The following is a 19625-nucleotide window of genomic DNA, read 5'->3' on the forward strand; positions in this document are numbered from 1 at the left end:
CCCATCCGTAGGCGGCGAGCAGCAGCCTCAGCCGCCGGAGATCAGCACACCCGAAAACGGGCGGCTTCGTGCTGCCCGCGCGCATATGAAGGAGGACCTCATGACCAAGAACGAGACCGTGCGTTCGGCGCTCTCACTGGCGGTGAGGGCGAACCTCCCTGTCCTGCTGTGGGGTGCGCCAGGCACCGGCAAGACCTCCGCCGTCGTGGCGCTTGCTGAGCAGCTGGGCATGCCGATCGAGGTGGTGGTCGGCTCGATCCGCGAACCGAGCGACTTCTCCGGTCTTCCCGTCATCCGCGATGACGGGACCTGGTTCGCGCCGCCACGATGGGCGGAACGGCTGTCCGTTTCAGGATCCGGGTTGCTGTTTCTGGACGAACTGACCACGGCACCGCCCGCGGTGCAGGCCGCGATGCTCCGCGTCGTCCTGGAACGCGCTGTGGGCGATCTTGTGCTCCCGGAGGGCGTGCGTATCGTCGCCGCAGCGAACCCGCCCGGAATCGCCGCGGACGGCTGGGAGCTGTCTGCGCCGCTGGCGAACCGGCTCGTCCATCTGGACTGGCAGATCGAGGCCGCCGCGGTCGCTGAGGGATTCGCTCACGGGTTCGCCGTCGCCGATGCCGCCTCTGTCGCCGCGCCGACGTCCGGGCAGATCGCGACAGCGAAGGCGCAGCTCGGTGCATTCCTTCGTATCCGGCCGGAGCTGGTGCTTGCCGTGCCGGATTCGCCGGAGCGGGCGGGACGGAGCTGGCCAAGCCCTCGGAGCTGGGAGATGGCGGCGCGCGGCCTGGCCGCCGGGGTTGCGAACGCCAGCGACGAGGCGACGATCGCCGCGCTGGTGATCGGTGCGGTCGGAGAGGCGGCGGGTTTCGAGGCGCTGTCCTGGCTGCGCACGCTCGACCTGCCGGACCCTGAGTCGGTGCTGAACGACCCCCACGCGCCACTGCCGGACCGGCCCGACCACCTGCACGCGCTGCTCGGCGCGGTCGTCGCCCACGTTCACGCGGATGCGAGCGAGTCGGCATGGGAGCGCGCATGGGACGTGATTGCTCGGGTTGCCAAGACCACGCCGGACGTGGCCGCGACCTCCGCCAGGGCGCTTGCAGGCCAGCGACCGGCCGGGGTGAACCTGCCCACGGCCATGCTCGAGCTCGCCCCGATCCTCCGCACAGCAGGACTCATGCCATGACCGGCCCGGCTCCGACAGACCCCGATCACACACCCGAAGTGCTAGCACGCTTCGCCGAGGCGCGGCTGTGGGCCGCAGCGCAGGCGCCATACCTCGCAAGTGCGCTGTTCGCACTCCGACCGGTCGTGCTGGAACCATACGTGGACGAAGAGACCGGCGAGCCCGTCCCGGACGACGACTTCCGGGCGTTCCCGGCCGACACCCGCTGGAACGTCCACCTCGATCCCGGCGCGACGCTCGCGACGGCCCCGCCGGTGGTCGGCTGGTGGCTGCTGCACCACATCGGGCATCTTGTCCGCCATCACGCGACCCGCTCCCCGGTGTCAGCCAACGCTCCAAGCACGCATGCCACCGGCGAGGCGGGCGCGCCGGACTCGATCGCGCGGCGGTGGAACCAGGCCGCGGACGCCGAGGTCAACGACGACCTCGAAGCGGCAGGACTCGACTCACCGGCCGGGATCATCTCGCCACACGCACTCGGGCTGCCCGAGGGACGACTTGCCGAGGAGTACCTGTCGCTCATCGAGGTTCTCGACACCGCCCACAGCAAGGGTGGGCGGCGGCTCGCCGAGCTGATCGACTGCGGCAGCGCGGCGGACGGGATCCCGCACGACTACGAGGACTCGGCCAGTGGCGACGGGCTCAGTGAGACCGAGCGCGACATCCTCGAATTGGCGGTCGCCCGCGAGATCGAAACCCGCTCGGCCGCGCGAGCCACGATTCCCGGCGGCTGGCGACGCTGGGCTAGCGAGAGGCTGCATCCCGCCGTCGACTGGCGCGCCGAGCTCGGCGCGATGCTGCGCCGCGGAGCGCGGCAGGCGGCAGGCCGGGTGGACTTCTCCTATAGCCGTCCCTCCCGGAGGCCGGCCGTCGACAGCATCGTGATGCCTGCGATGGTCGCTCCCGCACCAGAGATCGCGCTGGTCATCGACACCTCCGGCAGCATCACCCCCGCGATCCTGACCGGCTTCCTCGCCGAAGTGACGGCGATCATCGCCCGCGCCAGTGGACCGAGCCGACGGCTGCACGTGATCTGCTGCGACCTGAACGCCCACCCCGTCCAGACCATCCGCCGCGCAGAGGACATCGAGCTGCTCGGCGGCGGCGGCACGGATATGCGCGAGGGCATCAGCGCCGCGCTCGCGCTGCGACCCCGGCCTGATCTGATCCTTGTCCTCACCGACGGGCAAACCCCGTGGCCGGACCACCGCCCGCCCGTGCCGGTCGTGGTCGGCCTGGTCGAACCCGGCCCCGGCTACCACACCGAGACACCGCCACCTGGATGGGCACATGTCATCGCCCTCCCTGCCACTGCATAAGGAGCACCCATGACCATCGCCTACGACGACCATCCCGACCCCGAGCCCGAAGACCTCCACCGTTGGACCGAGCGCGGCTTCACCGTGGCCGAAGCACGCCGCTGGATCGACAACGGATTTCTGCTGGGCTCAGCCGAACGCTGGCGCGGCAGTGGCGTCTACACTCCGGGCGACGCGTACGCCTGGCGCACCGCCGGCCTCAGCCCCTACACCGTGCAACCGTTGCTGCGCGCCGGGATGACACCCCGCGACGCCGTGCAATGGCACGAACTCGGCTACAGCCACACCGAGGCCGCAGAACGGCACCTCGCCGGAGAACGACCACGCCCCCGACGCTGGTGGCGGACCCTGCTCGGACACCGCCCTCGCAAGTCGGACACGCTGACCGGCGAACAGTCCGCGACCATGCGGGCGCTGCTCCGCTCCGGAGTTCCTGTCGCGACCGGACGCGCTTACCTCGACGCCGGATGGCGCGATGCCGCAACGGCAGTGCCCTGGGCCAGAACCGGCCTCGACCCGGCACAGGCCGCCGTGTACCACAGCATCGGCTTCACCCCCTCCGAAGCATCACCCCTCGCTGAAGCCGGCCACGACGGCTTCGAACTCCTACGGCAGTGGTGGGACGCAGGCATCCCCCGAACGGAAGTCCCTGCCTGGGCCGTCGCCGGATTCACGCCCGACGACGCCCGTCACGCCCGCGACGCCGGCACGACCGCCGAACACGCCGCCGTGCTCCGAGCGCTCAGCGGCCAGAGCGCCCCGAAACCACCCGAAGAAAGGAACTGACATGACCGCGATGATCAGCGCCACCGACCTCCGCAAAACCTACGGAAAGAAACAGGCGCTCGACGGATTCACGCTCTCCGTGGACGAAGGAACAGTATGCGGGCTGCTCGGCCCCAATGGTGCGGGAAAGACCACGGCGGTCCGCATTCTCGCCACGCTGCTGAAAGCCGACTCGGGTAAGGCCAGCATCGCCGGACACGACCTCACGACAGACTCCGACCGAGTACGCGCCGCGATCGGATTCACCGGACAGTTCTCGGCCGTCGACGAGATCCTGACCGGACGGCAGAACCTCGACATGTTCGCCCGGCTCTACCACCTCGACCGACGACAGGCGCGCCAACGAACAGACGAACTGCTCGACAGGTTCGCACTCCACGACGCCGCCGACCGACCCGCAGGCGGCTACTCCGGCGGGATGCGGCGTCGCCTCGACCTCGCTGTCAGCCTCATCCTCGCACCACGTGTGCTCTTCCTCGACGAGCCGACCACCGGCCTCGATCCACGCACGCGCGCCGAGGTCTGGACCGACATCCGAGAACTCGTGTCGGCGGGCACAACCGTCCTGCTCACGACCCAGTATCTCGATGAGGCCGACCACCTCGCCGACCAGATCGCCGTCATCGACAGCGGGACGATCATCGCCCGCGGCACACCCCGCGAACTCAAAGAGAGCGTCGGGGGTGACCGGATCGAACTCGCACTCCGCGACGAGAAACAGACGAAAGCGGCCGCACGCATCGTCGCCACCTCGACCGGCACTGACCCCGGCATCGACCTCCACCGTCGCCGCGTCAGCGCGCCCGCTCCCGAACGATTCCACAACCTGAGCACCACCATGCGACAACTCCACGAGGCAGGCATCGACCCCGAAGACATCGCCCTGCGCCAACCGACCCTCGACGACGTGTTCCTCAAGCTCACCGATCGGAAGGAGAAGACAGCATGACATCGCTCGCACCCCACACCGCAACCGTCCCCGGCTCGCCGTCACGGTGGGCTCTGCACGACAGCCTGATCGTAACCCGCAGATACCTCACCCACTTCCGCCAGCAACCATCACGACTTGTCGGCAACCTCCTCTTCCCGATCGTCATGGTGATCATGTTCGGGTACGTGTTCGGGAGCGCGATCACGCTGCCCGACGGCGGCAACTACCGCGAGTTCCTGATGCCCGGGCTGTTCGTGATGACGATGGCGCTCGGCATGGCACAGACCGTCATCTCCGTCACCACCGACACCGCCAAGGGCATCACGGACAGGTTTCGCACGATCCCCATGTCAGGCGCCGCCGTCGTCACCGGACGAAGCCTCGCCGACCTTGCGGCATCCGTCCTCGAACTGATCGCCCTGCTCGCCTGCGGCCTGCTGGTCGGCTGGCGCGCCAACGGAACCGTAGGGCAGACCCTCGCGGCGATCGGGCTCCTGCTGCTTCTGCGCTACGCGCTCGCGTGGGTCGGCATCTACCTCGGCCTCGCACTGCAGTCGCCCGACCTCGCGAGCGTCGCCCTCGCGCCCATCTACCCGCTGACGATGATCTCCAACGTCTTCGTCCTCCCTGCCCAGATGCCGGCCTGGCTCGGGGTCATCGCCGAGTGGAACCCACTTTCCGCCACAGTCACTGCCACGCGCGAACTCTTCGGCAATCCCGGCATCACGACATCGACATCATGGGCCGCCGAGAACGCGACACTCCTCGCCATCGCCTGGCCCTTCATCCTCATCGCCGTGTTCCTCCCCCTGGCAGCCCGGCGGTACCGGTACCTCGCCGCGTAGGAGCAACGATGCGTCCTCACGCCATCGTCGTGTGCCTCCACCCGCGGATAGCTCGCGTGCGCTGACCCCATCATGTCCACCACCGTGACTCGGTTCGCGCTGCACCCGATCGAGGAACACGTAGGCGGTTTCGCTCCTGTTTTCGCACGGACCAGCACGGTGCACGCGCCGATTGATCCCGTCGCCTACGACTGCGTAAAACTGATCTTCGTTCGATCAGGCTCGGCGATCCTGTTCAGCGAGTTCGGTGAGAAGCCAGGCGTCCAAACGAGCCCGTCTAGCCCACAATCCACATGATTCCGGGCATCAGATCATGCAGAGCACGTCACGAGATGCATGGTTTGCATGATTCTGGTCCCCTTCTGGTCCCCCTCATCAATCACGAAGATCCTGAATGAGGTTGCTCCGCGGTGCGAACCGCAGCCCGAGCGCCGGGATCACCGCTGCTGCCTGAGAGCACTTGCCACAGGTCCCTCAGGTCAGAACCAGCGAGGTCTGACCCGCGCGGAACGTGCCGACCCCAAACAGCGTCAGACAGTTGCGAGAGGAACTCACGCGCCTCTGACGGACGAAGGGACCCTGGTTCGTGGCCCTGTGCGAACTCCGCCCCGAGCGAGTTAGCTGCCGTTCTTGGAACTGAACTCATCCGCATCACCACGCCTGCCTCGGTGTTGACCCCGTGATAGAGCATCGCACCGAGCAAGTTGATGCTTCGCAGGTCGCTCTCGCTGACGTTCTCAAAATCGATACCGCTCGTGGGCAACTTGGACAGGGCTGTAATCCCCCACGTACCAGCCGTCGCAAGGTTTCGGTAGATGGCCTTCGTCGCCTCCGTAAGCGCGGCAGTCGGGCTTGCCGCATCGCCGAAGTATCGCTCGGCGATCGATTTGATGGAGACGCCGGCAACCCAGTCGGCAGCGATCTTCGCTGCCCTTTCGCCGATCCCAGCACCGACGCCACTCAGCTCATCGATGCTGTCTCTGATCTGCGGAAGTTGAAGCATGACCCGCATGAGGTCAGGGAGAGCACTCGACGTGACATCGCCAAACAGGCTGCCCGGTTGCCAATCACTCGCATCGAGGGACTTGTCCATCCGACGCATCTCGCCCATCGCAGAACGGATGCCTTCCGGAGTGAATCCCGTGCTATCGGCGAGCGTCGTCGTTTCAACGTTCTGTGCAAGCTCAGCAGCATAAGCCCGCGTCGCCTCCAGAAGCCTCAGACCCTTCTGCCGTTCAGCGGGACTCGCCTCGGCTAGGGACGAGTATCCGAATGTGTTGCGTAGCAGCAGCTCTGTTTCAGACAGAACAGCGTCAAGGTTCTTCTTTTGAGCGAATAGATGTGCGACGTAACTACGGAAGTCCGCCCATTGATCGTTGTAGAGCGATCGTTCTAGGTTGAGCAGTCGGCCAGCATCTTCAAGTTCATCCAAGAGAACGACAAGCCTAGAAAGAAGCGCCCCTGCTTGTTCCGACAAGAACTGCGCTAGCGACTCTCGATCGCCTTCTTTGCTGGAAATCCCGACGACGCCGATGCTGTCGTGATCCACACGGCCTGCTCTGCCCGCGAGATTCCAGAACTCGCGGGCAGTCATAGGACGGTTGAACTTGCCGCTGGGCAGATTCCGACTTGCGAGGAAGATGGACGAGACCGGGAAGTTCAGACCCTGAGAAAGCCCCGTCGTAGCGACCAGAATCCGCAGTTTTCCCTGCTCGGCGAGCCATTCCATCAGTGCGCGCGTCTCGTCGGACAGTCCTGCATGATGCACCCCAATCCGGCGAGCAAGCATGCCAATGAGTGCGTAGTCCTCGCTGATTTCTGCTGCCAGATAGCGCTGCACCAGGGCGATGTCGGGATCATCCACTTCCGGAAGCTCTCCTGACAACTCCTCGGCAATGGTCCAAACGGTCGGGATAGTGGAGCAGATCACGATCGCGGTTCCCCGCTCAGACAGCGTTAGCGCCGATGCGCCAGCGATCTTGCTAAGACTGTTCTTGATACTAGAAAACGTCCGATCAAGTTGGGGCGCTTCCCCAATCTGGTAAAGGCCGGAGACATTCATTGATGAGCCGCTTGTCAGCATTGGCTCGAAAGACAGTCGCCAGTCTCTTCCCCGCCCAGAGAGCGGAGCTACTGCTGATACAAGGCCGATCAACCGATCGTTGGGTTGCCAAGGGGTTGTTGCAAGACTGATGCTCTTTCCAGTTCTCGGAGCCAGCCATCGGGCGAGGTCGTCTCCGTTCGGCACATAAGGCATGAGCAACAAGAAGTTCGCCTGGGTGCAGTCTCGTTTGACAGCGGCCAACAATAGTTCGATGCGGATGCCGCGATCGGAATCTTCAATGTTGTGTGCCTCATCGAGCACCAACAACGCGAGCGGGCGATCAATCGCCGCATTGCGGATTGCCAGGTGGAGCTTCTCTGGAGTTGCCACCAGCACGTCAAATGGAGACTCATTGAGCATTCCGGCTTCGATCTCATCTATCTCCACAGCGGAAGTGAGTTCCTCGACCCGAATGCCGCTGGGTCCGAGGTCTCGCCTCAGCCGTCGAGTGATCTGCGAGACGAGCGCCCTTGTCGGGGCCACATATGCGACCCAGCCCTTGTCCTGCTTGAACTGGCTAATAGCTTGAACGATCTTGAACTCGGCGAGGATGGTCTTGCCCGCGCTCGTAGGAAGATCGACAACTACCGCGGCGCTTGCCGGGTCCAAGAGTCCCTGTTCCTGAATTGCTATGCGTTGCGGGGGCAGCATCTCGAACATCGAGCGTTGTCGGGTCGCAATTTCGACGATGCTCCGAATCTCGGGACCGATTCGCGTGACAGACCACAGTGCACCCGCCACCATGCGCTGAGCCATCGCGCGCTGCCACTGGAGAACCACTACGAATGCTGGATCGGCAGACTGCTGTGCCGCGGAAATCGCTCGGTCGAAGTGGAAGTCAAGTTGTGTAGCGACATCGGCTGGCTCCCCCTGCATCAGGTATGTAGCAACCATCTCCGAAAGCCTGGCCCAGTGGTACAAGGCCACCAGACGCCACCCGGCGACCTGCAGGTCTTCGGGCCGTGATTGCGCATTGAAGAGAAGCTCCTCATTCTCTCGCTGCTCTGCCCGCAGCCGCGCCACGGTTTCTGCAACGCCTTCAAGATCGTGCCATCCGTCTTTGCGAAGTAGCCGAGTCCAAACCTGCCCGAGGTCACTTGAGAACACGTGTGTCCCATGAGTCGTCAGATTGGAAGAGTTCCGGGGTGACTTCGCGCTCGCGCATCCAGGCTCGGTACTCCGCCCAGCGGTCTGAACAGTATGCGAGCGCGCCGAGCTGGAGGACTTGATGTACCAGCGCTTCCAACGAGTCGAGCTTCATTGGAAGCGCCCGAAGTAGAGCGAACGCCTCGTGGGCCGCGGCCTCCGCCACCGCGGCTTCTGCTGCACCCGAGTGCAGCGACACCTGGGCGAGGGCCTCGATGCCTTCGCTCGCGACAATCTCGTAGGCGAAAGCGACGTCTTGGATGAGAGTCTCGGTCGCAGCGTCGTGAGAGCCCTCGCGGTGAAGCTGGCGACCAAGGTTCGAGTCGACATACATGGAGGCAGCCGCGTCGTGGGCCGCCTTCACTCGGTCGGCGCCGAGGGCTTCGATTGCCCAGTGTGACCTGAGACGACTGATTGCTTCGCGGGAGATAGTCATGCCGCGGTCTCCAATACGACCGAAGCATCAGCGACCTGAGCCAGTAGTTCGGCGGTCAGGTAGATCGCGACGACTTCGTGATGCTCGCGGCGCTGCTCGCGGCCCGTTCCTCGGAGGTGTCCGGGTTGCAGGTCGGGGACGTGGACTTCGGCAAGAACCTCGTCGTGATCCGCCGGCAGGTGTTCCCCGGCAAGGGCGGCCTGGTCACCAAGCCGACCAAGAGCCGCAAAGAGCGCCGCGTGCCGATCCTGGAACCTCTCCGGCCTGTGCTGGAACGCCTCGCCGACGGCAAGCAGCCGGAGGACTCGTTGCTGGTCGGCCCGAAAGGCGGCTACCTCACCACCGCGACCGTCCGCGACGCCACGAACTGGGACGGCATCGTCGCGAAGCTCGGGCTGCCCGACCTCACCCGGCACGGCCTGCGGCACACCGGAGCGACCTGGATGGCCGACGCCGGCATCCCGCTGCACGTGCTCCAGGACATCCTCGGGCACGCCTCGATGGAGACCACTCGCGGCTACCTGCACCCCGACGACCGCCACCTCGCGTCGGCGGCCGAGCAGGCCAACGCCTTCCTCTCAGCCGCCGGACAGCGCAAGCAGGCCCGGCGCAGCGGCCCGGCGACCAGGAGCCTGTGATGCGTTCCGAGGCCGCGGGAGTGCTGCCGAAGGCTTTCTGGTCCCCTTTTGGTCCCCTTATCCACAGGAAGCCGGTCCGCGGCACCCTGCGCGTCCACAGGCGGTCGTCCCGCACCATGCCGGGGGACCAGAGAGGGACCACAGAAAACCACCCCCGACAGCCATACACACATTTTGGCCATTAACCCCGGACATGATGAAGCCCAGGCGAGAAACCTACTCTCACCTGGGCTTTTACGTCGGGCTGACAGGATTTGAACCTGCGACCCCCTGACCCCCAGTCAGGTGCGCTACCAAGCTGCGCCACAGCCCGTGGCTACTCATATCAATGGGTCGGATTCTCGCCCGAACCGATTGATTACTCTAGCCCATGTCGCGACGCCAGACGCCGTCGGCACCCGGTTTCGGCAAGACCCGCCGCATCGAGCGAGCCGCTGCTCTAGTCATACCGACAATCAAACAGCAGGTTCACTCCGACGAACGCAGAGCGCACATTACCTACCCAAAATGGCCTTGAACCTTGCGTCCCGATAACCATCGGTGAGACCTAGGTCATACAGCGCTACCGTAGGCCGATCCAAATGCCGGGGCCGAGTGACGGACCCCCGACGGGATACCAACCGCACCACTCTCATCTACGGCACGGGGGTCGATTGACTCATGAAAAAAACACAGGCCTGGTTCGGGCTGCTGGCTACTGCCACACTCGCACTCACCGCGTGTTCCAGCAAGGCCGATGACGACAGCGGCTCCGGCGGCGGAGACCTCAAGTCTGACGCGGGTGTTACCGACGACGAGATTCGGCTCGGCGTGCTGACCGACACTTCCGGCGTATTCAAGGCGATCGGGCTCAACCTCACCCAAGGCAACGAACTCTGGGCAGACCACATCAACGCAGAAGGTGGGATCTGCGGACGAGAGATCGTGCTCGATGTGAAGGACCACGGGTACAAACCCGACAATGCGATCTCGCTGTATGACCAGACCAAGGACAGCGTGGTCGGCTTCATGCAGATCCTCGGCTCCCCCATCATCGCGGCGGTCAAGGGGAAGTTGGACACCGACCAGATCATGTCCGTGATCGCAACGCAGTCCACGATCAACCTGGACGTCGACGAACTGATCATGATCGGTACCGGCTACGACTCGGAGATGATCAACGCCATGTCGTGGGCCACGGAGCAGGGCACAATCCCCGAGGGTGGAAAGATCGCGCATATATATGTCGACTCGGAGTACGGCCAGAACGGACTGATGGGCTCGCAGTACTACGCCGAGCAGAACGACCTCGAAGTCATCCCGGTGCCGGTTTCAGCCACCGACACCGATATGACCACGACGATGACCAAAATCAAGGCTCAGGATGTCGATGCGATTGCGCTGACCACAACTCCTGCCGGCACCGCCTCGATCGCTGTCCAGAACGTGGCCCAGGGCATGAACCTGCCGTTGCTCGGCAGCAACCCGACCTTCGCTCCCACGATCCTGTCGGACCCGAGCGTGGTCTCCGCACTCAAGCACCTCACCGTTTTCCTCGGCGGTGAGCCGTACGCCGGCGACAGCGACCTCAGCAAGGAGATCCAGGAGAACTTCGCCGAGAAATACCCTGACGAGGAGCCGGGCTACGGTGTGCCCTCCGGATACCTCGAGGCGCTCGCGTGGCAGGCGATCCTGGAAAAGGGTTGCGAGAACGGCGATATGACGCGCGAAGGTCTCCTTGAAGCGCGCCTCGGGCTGACCGAAGTCGACGCACAAGGCCTATCCGACGACATGGACCTCTCCGATCCCGGCGCTCCCCCCGTTCGGTCGACGTACGCGTTCGAGATCGATCCGGATACGCCCGGGGGCGAGAAGATCATCGACGGCCCGTTCACGTCCGATGAAGCGAAGGACTACAAGTTCCCGCATCAACAGAACTAACAACCCGAACGAGGGCGCGGGTGTCGGGACTACCCACCGACACCCGCGCCCCGCGAACAGCAGCTGCTGAAAACGCAGCGTCAGAGGTGCCTCATCGATGTATCGCCGATGATTGGCCTCTCACACTGCGCTTTCAGCCGCGAAAGCCCACCGTACGTTTCAGCCGCGAAAGTCAGGGAACAGGTCTAAGCGACCTTGTAGACGCGTCGCGCAGTCTGCTCGAATAGTGCTGCCTTCTCCGACGCCGACGCGTCCGCGACCATCTTCTTGAAGGCATTCCACAGAATCACGTAGTTCGTCGATTCCCGATCAACGGGGAAGTTCGATTCGAACATGCACCGCTCGACGCCGAACTTCTCAATAATATAAGCGAACGGCTCGCCCCAGCGAGCGACCAAGTCTTCGCTGGACGGCGCTACATCGAGCTTTTCGAATCCGGCGCCAAACCGCGGCATACCGATCCCGCCGAGTTTCACCGTCACGTTCGGGCAGGTCGCCACGTCGGCCAAACCCTTACGCCACACCGCATCGACCTCGGCTTGCTTGTTCGCATACTCGCCGATCCCCAGCGGGCCGCCGATGTGATCAAGCACGATGGTGCACTCGGGGACGGCTCGCGCCAGGTCTGCGACCTCGCCCAACTGCTCGTGGTACACCCATGCATCCAGGGTCAAATCGCGCTTTGCGAGTTCGCGCACGCCAGCGCGGAAATCCTCGGTCAGCAGCATGCCGGGCGTGGGGTTGAAGTGGGTGCGGCTCACGGCCGGGTCCTCGACGTACGCCGTGGCATGTCGAATGCCGCGAAATAGGCCTTTCCCCACTTCCAGGTGCCCATCAAGGACCTCACCGGCCCGCTGGCCGAGCATCATGTCGGCGTGCGAAACGATTCCACCGATCTTCGCGCCGCCGGCCTCCTCGGCGATCCGGGCAGCATCTGCAGCACGTGCGGTCTCCCCCAGCGGTTTGAACTCCCTCGGTCCGTCGGGGCGGTAGTCCCACACGCAGTCGATGAACACGGTCGCCAGCACGTTATGTCCAGCACCGGTGTCGTCATGCAGTTGCGGAACGAGGTATGGCTGCAGATTGCGCGCGTCCCAGAGGTGATGGTGTGGGTCGACGATGGGCAAACCCGGATCGATGACCTCCTCAGTTCGGCTGGCCAAAAATTCCTCGCTCCACGAGTACGGCATTCCTCGACCTCCAGGTCTCAGCAAGATGGCCCACGATCGCGGGCCGGTTACGTCGATTTGATCGAGACCCGCGGCGCGTGTCAAGAATCCGCGCGCGCCTCGTCACGGTCGGCCCAGTCCAACAGCGGCGCGATATCAAACACGGCATCGTCGATTCCAGCATGCAGATCGCCCAGCCGCGCGAATCTCTCCGGCACAGTGCGCACGGTCAACTCACGCGGATCCACGGCGTCAATCTCCGACCACTCCAGCGGGGTCGACACCGTGGCGAGTGGATTTCCACGCACGGAGTACGCCGACGCCATGGTGTGATCGCGCGCGTTCTGGTTGTAGTCGATAAACACAGCCGCCGGGTCGCGGTCTTTACGCCACCAGGTGGTCGTCACGTCATCGGGCAGGCGGCGCTCCACCTCACGGGCGAAGGCAAGCGCCGCTCGGCGTACGTCGGAGAATCCGTGCACCGGCTCGATTCGCACATAGATGTGCATGCCATTTCCACCCGAGGTCTTCGGCCAACCGATCGCACCGAGTTCATCAAGCACTTCGTGCGCGACGCCGGCGACACGGCGAATGCGATCGAACGGCGCATCAGGCATCGGGTCGAGGTCAATGCGCCATTCATCGGGCATCTCTGTATCGGCGCTGCGGCTGTTCCATGGGTGAAACTCCACCGTTGACATCTGTACGGCCCAAATGACGCTCGCCAATTCGTCGACACATAGTTCATCGGCGGTCTGGTTGTACCGCGGGAAGTGCAGGCGGACGGTCGGCACCCAGTCAGGTGCGCCGCGCGGTAGCCGTTTCTGATGCACCTTGGTACGCATAGTGCCGTCGGCGTCCACCACGCCGTCCGGGAACCGGTGCAGCATGCACGGCCGCTGCTGCAGCGCCCGCACGATCCCGTCGCCGACCGCTATGTAGTAGTAGGCCAGGTCGAGTTTGGTGATGCCCAGCCCGGGGAAGTACGGACGCTGCGGGCTGGAGATTCGCACGGTGCGATCGCCGATCTCCAACTCGACGGGGGCGCCGTGGGCGCTGCGCGATGCCATGCACCTCACACTACTTCTTGCGGCTCCCGGCGAACCGCTCCTTGGCTGCGGCGAAGTCTTCGGACATTGAGCAGATGACCTGCGAGCGCATTTCCGTCTCGAGATGCTCGCGGAACCCCTGGCCGTACATGCTGGCGTTCAAGAGTTCCTTGGTATGCCGCACGCCGAACGCTGGCTTGGCCGCAATCTCTTCGGCGAGTTCAATCGCGCGCGCCCGGGGATCCTCGGCTATCTCCTCGGCCAGCCCGAGTTTCAGCGCCTCCTGCGCGTCGATCGGCTTAGCGGCGTAGAACGCCTTGGCCGCTGCACCTGCCCCGATGAGTCGCGGCAGGAGCCACGTCAAACCGAGGTCCCCCGCGGACATGCCGATATTCGAGAACGGCGCGAGGAATCGCGCGTCGGCGCTGACGATGCGCATATCGCAGGCGACGGCATTGGCGAAGCCGCCGCCGACGGCGTGACCGCGGACGGCGGCAATGATCGGTTGCGGCATCTCGCGCATCAGCACGATCGCTGCGACGCTTGTTCGCAATCGCTCATAGGTCGCCGTGACGCTGCCGCCAAAGTCGGATTCCAGGTCGAGTCCGGCGCTGAAGGACGTACCTTCCCCGGTCAGCACGACCGCTCCGATATCGTCGCGTCCGGCGATATCCGTCAGGGCCGCGATCAGTTCGGGCACGGTGTCCTCGCCGATGGCGTTCAACTTCTCCGGACGGTTGAACGACACCGTAGCAACGCGGTTGGCACTCGATACCAGAACTGCGACCATAATTCCCTCCAAATAACTTGGTTGATTGACACAGTTGCGTACGTCGAATCACAAAACAGGCCACTGAAACGGGCGACGTCCGAAAGTCTTCTTCATTAGCGTTGATTCGATCTTCAAGTTTGAATCATTTCGGGATGGGGGCTAAGATGGCTCGACCGTCGGTGCCGCTAATAGTTCGGCCGACTGTACTTCAGCGGGCGCTCGACCTCATCGAAGAGGTCGGCTACGAACAGTTCAGTCTGCCGCGCCTGGCCAAGATCCTCGGCGTACAACCGCCATCGCTCTACCATCACTTCGCCAGCCGGGCAGAGCTTCTCGATGAGGCCGCCCTCTCTGTGCTTAGGTCTGCGGACCTACCGCCACTCGATGACATCTCGGTGCCATGGCCGGACCTCTGCCTGGAATCCGCACGCGCCTTCCGAGACCTGAGCCTGGCGCGGCCCCAGGTCGCACCGCTGATCGTTCACTACCTCGCGGTGAACGGCATGCCGAATGCCAACGACCGAGCTGTGCAGGAACTGCACGAGCACGGCATCAGCGATCACGATGCGCGACGCGTCATCGAGGGCCTGGAGCGCATCACCTTAGGCCTCATCAGCGTTGAGGTGCAGCGGACCCTCGCCCGGGGTACGAGCGACGCTCCGCGCGGCCGCTCCGACGAGGAGATATTCGTCGATACGATCCGCGCCTTCCTGGTCGGCGTTGACGCCGATATGACCTATCAGCGCAACACCGACCGGCGCGATACTAGTTAAGCGACCTTGACGACAGCTTTGCCGAAGTTCTCGCCACGCAGCAGACCGATGAACGCATCGATGGCGTTCTCCAGCCCCTCGGTGACGTCCTCGCGGTAGGTGATCTTTCCGGCCGCGATCCACTCCTGCATCTCCCCACGGAACTGCGCCAACTGATCGTTGTATTCACGCACCAGGTAGCCGCGCACGGTCAAGCTCTTCTGCAGGATGGTCCGCATCGTCACGGGAACCCGGTTCGGGCCCTCCGGCAGCGCGGTGTCGTTGTAGCTTGCGATCAGACCGCACAACGGCACCCGGCCAAAGTCGTTCATCCGCGGAAGCACGGCCTCCCACACCTTGCCGCCGACGTTCTCGAAGTACACGTCGATTCCGTCCGGCGTCGCCGCCTCGAGCTGCTGGACGAAATCGTCGGCTCGATGGTCGACTGCCGCATCGAAGCCGATCTCCTTCAGGTACGCAACCTTCTCCGGGCCACCGGCGATGCCGACGGCGCGCGCGCCCTTGAGCTTCGCGATCTGACCCACGACGACGCCGACGGCGCCGGTGGCGGCAGCAACCACCACAGTCTCCCCTGATTGCGGCTTACCGATGTTCAGCAGCCCGGTGTACGCGGTCATGGCCGGCATCCCTAGTACGCCCAGGTACTGCGAGAGCGGCACCGAATCATCAACCTTCGCGAGGTTCTTGCCCTCCTCGATGGAGTGCGTCTGCCAGCCCGCGTAACTCAGCACGGCGTCGCCGGCGCGCAGCGAGTCGAAGCGCGACTCAACCACCCGAGAGACGGTCCCGCCGACCATCGGATCGCCGATCTCAACACTGGCGGCGTACGACTTGGCGTCATTCATCCGCCCACGCATGTACGGATCGAGCGAGAGGTACTGCGTCTCGAGCAGCACCTGGCCGTCGGCCAGTTCAGGCAGTGCGAGGGTTTCGGTGCGGAAGTTTTCGTGTGTCGGCTCCCCGACTGGCCGTGAGGCCAGCACGATCTGGGTGGTATTCGTCATGGAATGCGACTCCTTCAGCGGGTACGTCTGTGGACACGAACGGTGCTGCCCAACCTAACTCGAAGTCAACATAGAGTGCAGACATGGGTTCATTCACGGTGCCACTGTCCATCCTCGACCTCGCCTCCGTCGTCAGGGGCGAGCGGATCGCGGAGAGCTTCGCCGCGAGCGTCGACCTCGCCCAACGAGCCGAGCGGTGGGGTTTCGAGCGGATCTGGTACGCCGAACACCACAACATGTCCAGCATCGCCTCCTCGGCGACCAGCGTGCTGATCGGACACATTGCCGGGCACACCTCGACGATCCGGCTCGGATCGGGCGGAGTCATGCTGCCGAACCACTCCCCGCTGGTCATCGCTGAGCAGTTCGGCACCCTCGCGGAAATCTACCCAGGCCGGATCGATCTCGGCCTCGGCCGCGCTCCGGGCACCGATCAAGTCACCATGCAGGCGCTGCGCCGCAACAACGCCTCCGCAGACAGCTTCCCCCGCGACGTACAAGAGTTGCAGGGGTATCTCGGCGACCACTCGCTTCTGCAGGGGGTCAAAGCCGTCCCCGGACGCGGAACGCACGTGCCGCTCTACATCCTTGGATCGTCGTTGTACGGCGCCCAGCTCGCCGCCGCGCTCGGCCTACCGTTCGGGTTTGCGTCCCACTTCGCGCCCGACTCGCTGCACCAGGCCATTTCGATCTACCGCGAACGGTTCGAACCCTCCGAACAACTCGCCGAGCCGTATGTGATCGTCGGTGCCGGCGTGATCGCCGCCGACACCACCGACGAGGCCCAACGCCTGCTACAGGACAGTCGACGCAAGCGATTCGTGTCGATGTTTGGTCGCGGCCGAAACTTCACCGACGCGGAGATCGAAGAGCACCTCGCCGGACCGGGCGGGATGCAGGTCGACCACATGCTCACCTACACCGCCGTGGGAGACGGGCCACAAGCCAAGGCCTTCCTCGCCGACCTACAACAGAAGACGCAGGCCAACGAGCTGATCCTGGTCTCCAATGCCACCGAGCGCACCGCATGGCTTCGCTCGTTCGAGATCGTCGCCGAGCAGTGCCTAAGCAGTTGAAGCGTTAGCGCTGGCGGCGCTGCCGCTCCTTGACGCTGATTCGGATCGGCGACCCGGTGAAGCCGAAGTCCTCACGCATCCGCCGCTCAATGAACCGCAAGTATTGCGGCTCGAGGAATCCGGTGGTGAAGATGATGAACCGCGGCGGGCGCGACGAGGCTTGGGTGGCGAATAGGATCCGGGCCTGCTTACCGCTGCGCACCGGGTGCGGGTGGGCCGACACGATTTCGGACAGCCACGCGTTCAGTTTCGCCGTCGGTACCCGGGTGTCCCACGATTCCAACGCGGTCCGCATCGCCGGCGCCAACTTATCGACTGCACGCCCCGTGCTCGCGGAAATGTTGACCCGCTGCGCCCAGGGAATCCGTACGAGTTCGCGTTCGACCTCTTTGTCCAGGCGCAGTCTGCGTTCCTCGTCGACCAGGTCCCACTTGTTGAAGGCCAGCACCAATGCTCGACCGGATTCGACCACTGAGGTAATGATGCGCTGGTCCTGCTCATTGATCGGTTCTGAGGCATCCAGCAGGATCACGCATACCTCGGCCTGCTCGATCGCCGACGCGGTACGTAATGAGGCGTAGTACTCCGCTCCCTCGGCGTTCTTGACACGCTTGCGCAACCCGGCGGTATCCACGAAGTGCCACTGTTCGCCGCCGACCTCCACCACGGAGTCGACTGGATCAACGGTCGTCCCGGCAACGTTGTCGACCACTGAGCGGGTTTCCTTCGCCAACTTGTTCAGCAACGAGGACTTCCCCACGTTCGGCCGCCCCACCAGTGCAACTCTGCGCGGGCCGCCGTATGCCGCGTATGACTCGCGCGGAGCATCCGGCAGTGTGTCCAGGACGACGTCCAGCAGGTCACCCGAGCCGCGTCCGTGTAGCGCCGAGACCGGGTACGGCTCGCCCAGACCGAGGTTCCACAACGTCAACGCGTCTACCTCACCGCGCTCATCGTCGACCTTGTTCGCGACCAGCAGCACGGGCACTTTTGCCTTGCGCAGCAGGCGGACCGCAGCCTCGTCGGTCGTCGTCGCGCCGACCGACCCGTCAACGACGAACAGGATGACGTCCGCGATGTTCATCGCGTGTTCAGCCTGCAGCGCGACGGCGGCCTGCAGCCCCGACGCATCGGGCTCCCATCCACCAGTGTCCATCAGGGTGAACCGGCGTCCACTCCAATTGGCGTCGTACTTCACCCGATCCCGGGTCACGCCCGGCACATCCTGGACTACGGCCGCGCGTCGTCCCAGGATCCGGTTCACCAAGGTCGATTTGCCTACGTTCGGCCGACCCACCACCGCCACGATCGGCGCCGGGGCGGACTGCTCGAAATCATCAGCGTCACCGCCATCCAGCTCGGCGAGTTCGGTGGCGACCCACTCAGGGATCTCGTTTTCGTCGCTCACGGCGTCTGCTTTCCGTCGACCTCAGCAATGATCCGAAGCACGGTCTCGATTGAGGATTCCAACGATAAGTGCGAAGTGTCCACGGTGATCACGCCGTCCGCGGCCCGCTGAAACTCCACCACCGTCGAGTCCTTGGCATCACGCTCGATAACCTGTGCGGTGGTGGCACCCATCGTGCGGGCATCGACCGTCTCGTGCAGTTCGGCGGCTCGCCGCGCGATCCGCGCCTGCGGGTCGGCGGTGATCAGCAGGCGTACGGCGGCATCTGGCGCGACGACCGTGGTCGTATCGCGCCCTTCGAGCACGATCGCGGCACCCGCGGCCACGACCTCCCGCTGGCGACGCACCAACTCAGCGCGTACGTCGAGATTGGTCGCCACGGCCGAGACCGCCTCAGAAACCGCACTGGTGCGGATCGCCTCGGTGACGTCCGCGCCGTTTATCACGATCCGTTGTGCATTTGGATCGGTAGGCACCGGCAGATCCATCCGGCGCGCGAACTCGGCCACCGCCGCCGCATCGTCAAGCGCGATCTGAGCCTGCAGAGCCCCGCGCGTCACTGCCCGGTACATCGCACCGGTGTCCATGTAGCGCAGCTGAAGCGATCGTGCGACGGCCTTGGCCACGCTCGACTTGCCCGAACCCGATGGGCCGTCGATCGCTACGACGCCGCGAAACGCATCGGTCACTGTGCGATATCCCGGCGCAACGCTGCCGCGCCACGCAAGTACACATGCTGGATCTGAGCGCGCGCCTTGTCGGTCTCCACGTGCGCCATGAGCCGAATGACCCGCGGCAACGCACCAGGCACCGGGATCTCCGTCGAGCACATCAGCGGCACGTCGGTAAACCCCATCAGTCGCGCGGCGTGCGCAGGAAAGTCGGAGGTCAGATCGGGGGTGACCGTGAAGATCACGCTGATCATGTCATCGATCGTGAAGTCGTTACGCTCCATCACGGCGCTGACCAGTTCAGCGGTCGCCTCGTGCAGCTCCGTCACATCGTCACGGTCAATCTGGACCGCGCCTCGCACAGCACGTACCGCCACAGCGTCCTCCTC

General features: G+C 64.4%; 18 protein-coding genes and 1 tRNA gene. 9 read left to right on the forward strand and 10 right to left on the reverse strand.

Annotated elements, in window-relative coordinates:
* Window positions 1–40 precede the first annotated feature (40 nt).
* Genes E1H16_RS17510 through E1H16_RS17530 form a run of 5 tightly spaced genes read left to right on the forward strand, consistent with a single transcriptional unit; the run spans window position 41 to window position 5070 of the window.
* Window positions 41–1189, forward strand: coding sequence for an AAA family ATPase (locus E1H16_RS17510; RefSeq protein ID WP_279586378.1), 1149 nt, complete (start codon window positions 41–43; stop codon window positions 1187–1189).
* The gene (locus E1H16_RS17515) at window positions 1186–2508 is read left to right on the forward strand and encodes a vWA domain-containing protein (RefSeq protein ID WP_134325218.1); all 1323 of its coding nucleotides are present in this window, start codon (window positions 1186–1188) and stop codon (window positions 2506–2508) included. Before E1H16_RS17510 ends, E1H16_RS17515 begins: the two co-directional genes overlap by 4 nt.
* A 9-nt stretch (window positions 2509–2517) precedes the next feature.
* A complete protein-coding gene (locus E1H16_RS17520; RefSeq protein WP_134325219.1) occupies window positions 2518–3294 on the forward strand; it encodes a hypothetical protein in 777 nt (258 codons plus the stop codon).
* A gap of 1 nt (window position 3295) precedes the next feature.
* Window positions 3296–4243: an ATP-binding cassette domain-containing protein gene (locus tag E1H16_RS17525; RefSeq protein WP_134325220.1), complete on the forward strand. Its 948-nt coding sequence runs from the start codon at window positions 3296–3298 to the stop codon at window positions 4241–4243.
* Complete coding sequence (locus E1H16_RS17530) at window positions 4240–5070, forward strand: ABC transporter permease (protein ID WP_134325221.1); 831 nt, start codon at window positions 4240–4242, stop codon at window positions 5068–5070. Before E1H16_RS17525 ends, E1H16_RS17530 begins: the two co-directional genes overlap by 4 nt.
* Window positions 5071–5449: 379 nt before the next feature.
* Here the strand turns inward: E1H16_RS17530 and E1H16_RS17540 are convergent, their stop codons facing one another.
* Together E1H16_RS17540 and E1H16_RS17545 are read right to left on the reverse strand one after the other, a co-directional pair.
* Window positions 5450–8197, reverse strand: a complete 2748-nt coding sequence (locus tag E1H16_RS17540; RefSeq protein ID WP_134325222.1) for a DEAD/DEAH box helicase — start codon at window positions 8195–8197, stop codon at window positions 5450–5452.
* A gap of 70 nt (window positions 8198–8267) precedes the next feature.
* Window positions 8268–8756: a hypothetical protein gene (locus E1H16_RS17545; RefSeq protein ID WP_134325223.1), complete on the reverse strand. Its 489-nt coding sequence runs from the start codon at window positions 8754–8756 to the stop codon at window positions 8268–8270.
* An 80-nt stretch (window positions 8757–8836) separates the two neighbouring features.
* Here E1H16_RS17545 and E1H16_RS17550 point away from each other — a divergent pair, with 80 nt between their 5' ends.
* Entirely contained in the window at window positions 8837–9394 is a 558-nt protein-coding gene (locus E1H16_RS17550; RefSeq protein WP_208379143.1) for a tyrosine-type recombinase/integrase, read from the forward strand.
* Between the two features lie 239 nt (window positions 9395–9633).
* On the opposite strand, the gene E1H16_RS17555 is transcribed toward E1H16_RS17550, so the two are convergent.
* Window positions 9634–9707: transfer RNA gene (locus E1H16_RS17555), tRNA-Pro, on the reverse strand.
* 347 nt (window positions 9708–10054) lie between these two features.
* On the opposite strand from E1H16_RS17555, the gene E1H16_RS17560 reads away from it, so the two are divergent.
* Complete coding sequence (locus E1H16_RS17560; protein WP_134325224.1) at window positions 10055–11314, forward strand: ABC transporter substrate-binding protein; 1260 nt, start codon at window positions 10055–10057, stop codon at window positions 11312–11314.
* 185 nt (window positions 11315–11499) lie between these two features.
* On the opposite strand, the gene E1H16_RS17565 is transcribed toward E1H16_RS17560, so the two are convergent.
* From E1H16_RS17565 to E1H16_RS17575, 3 genes are all read right to left on the reverse strand, one after another.
* The gene (locus E1H16_RS17565; protein WP_134325225.1) at window positions 11500–12504 is read right to left on the reverse strand and encodes an amidohydrolase family protein; all 1005 of its coding nucleotides are present in this window, start codon (window positions 12502–12504) and stop codon (window positions 11500–11502) included.
* A gap of 80 nt (window positions 12505–12584) precedes the next feature.
* A complete protein-coding gene (locus tag E1H16_RS17570; protein ID WP_134325226.1) occupies window positions 12585–13553 on the reverse strand; it encodes a DNA polymerase domain-containing protein in 969 nt (322 codons plus the stop codon).
* A 10-nt stretch (window positions 13554–13563) separates the two neighbouring features.
* Window positions 13564–14322 (reverse strand): enoyl-CoA hydratase/isomerase family protein, encoded by a 759-nt coding sequence (locus tag E1H16_RS17575; protein WP_134325227.1) that lies wholly within the window; start codon window positions 14320–14322, stop codon window positions 13564–13566.
* A gap of 146 nt (window positions 14323–14468) precedes the next feature.
* Here E1H16_RS17575 and E1H16_RS17580 point away from each other — a divergent pair, with 146 nt between their 5' ends.
* Entirely contained in the window at window positions 14469–15077 is a 609-nt protein-coding gene (locus E1H16_RS17580; RefSeq protein ID WP_208379144.1) for a TetR/AcrR family transcriptional regulator, read from the forward strand.
* Here E1H16_RS17580 and E1H16_RS17585 read toward each other — a convergent pair.
* Complete coding sequence (locus E1H16_RS17585; protein ID WP_134325229.1) at window positions 15074–16081, reverse strand: NADP-dependent oxidoreductase; 1008 nt, start codon at window positions 16079–16081, stop codon at window positions 15074–15076. The genes E1H16_RS17580 and E1H16_RS17585 overlap by 4 nt on opposite strands.
* Window positions 16082–16164: 83 nt before the next feature.
* Between E1H16_RS17585 and E1H16_RS17590 the strand changes: the two genes are divergently transcribed.
* Window positions 16165–17157: an LLM class flavin-dependent oxidoreductase gene (locus tag E1H16_RS17590; protein ID WP_134325230.1), complete on the forward strand. Its 993-nt coding sequence runs from the start codon at window positions 16165–16167 to the stop codon at window positions 17155–17157.
* Window positions 17158–17161: 4 nt separating this feature from the next.
* Here the strand turns inward: E1H16_RS17590 and der are convergent, their stop codons facing one another.
* The 3 genes from der to aroH are packed head-to-tail and all read right to left on the reverse strand — an operon-like array spanning window position 17162 to window position 19613.
* Window positions 17162–18565, reverse strand: a complete 1404-nt coding sequence (gene der, locus E1H16_RS17595) for a ribosome biogenesis GTPase Der (protein ID WP_134325231.1) — start codon at window positions 18563–18565, stop codon at window positions 17162–17164.
* A complete protein-coding gene (gene cmk, locus E1H16_RS17600) occupies window positions 18562–19254 on the reverse strand; it encodes a (d)CMP kinase (RefSeq protein ID WP_134325232.1) in 693 nt (230 codons plus the stop codon). The genes der and cmk overlap by 4 nt, the downstream gene beginning before the upstream one ends.
* Window positions 19251–19613, reverse strand: coding sequence for a chorismate mutase (gene aroH / locus E1H16_RS17605; RefSeq protein ID WP_134325233.1), 363 nt, complete (start codon window positions 19611–19613; stop codon window positions 19251–19253). The genes cmk and aroH overlap by 4 nt, the downstream gene beginning before the upstream one ends.
* Between the last annotated feature and the right edge of the window lie 12 nt (window positions 19614–19625).

It is taken from the genome of Cumulibacter soli (genome assembly GCF_004382795.1).
GTDB lineage: Bacteria > Actinomycetota > Actinomycetes > Mycobacteriales > Antricoccaceae > Cumulibacter > Cumulibacter soli.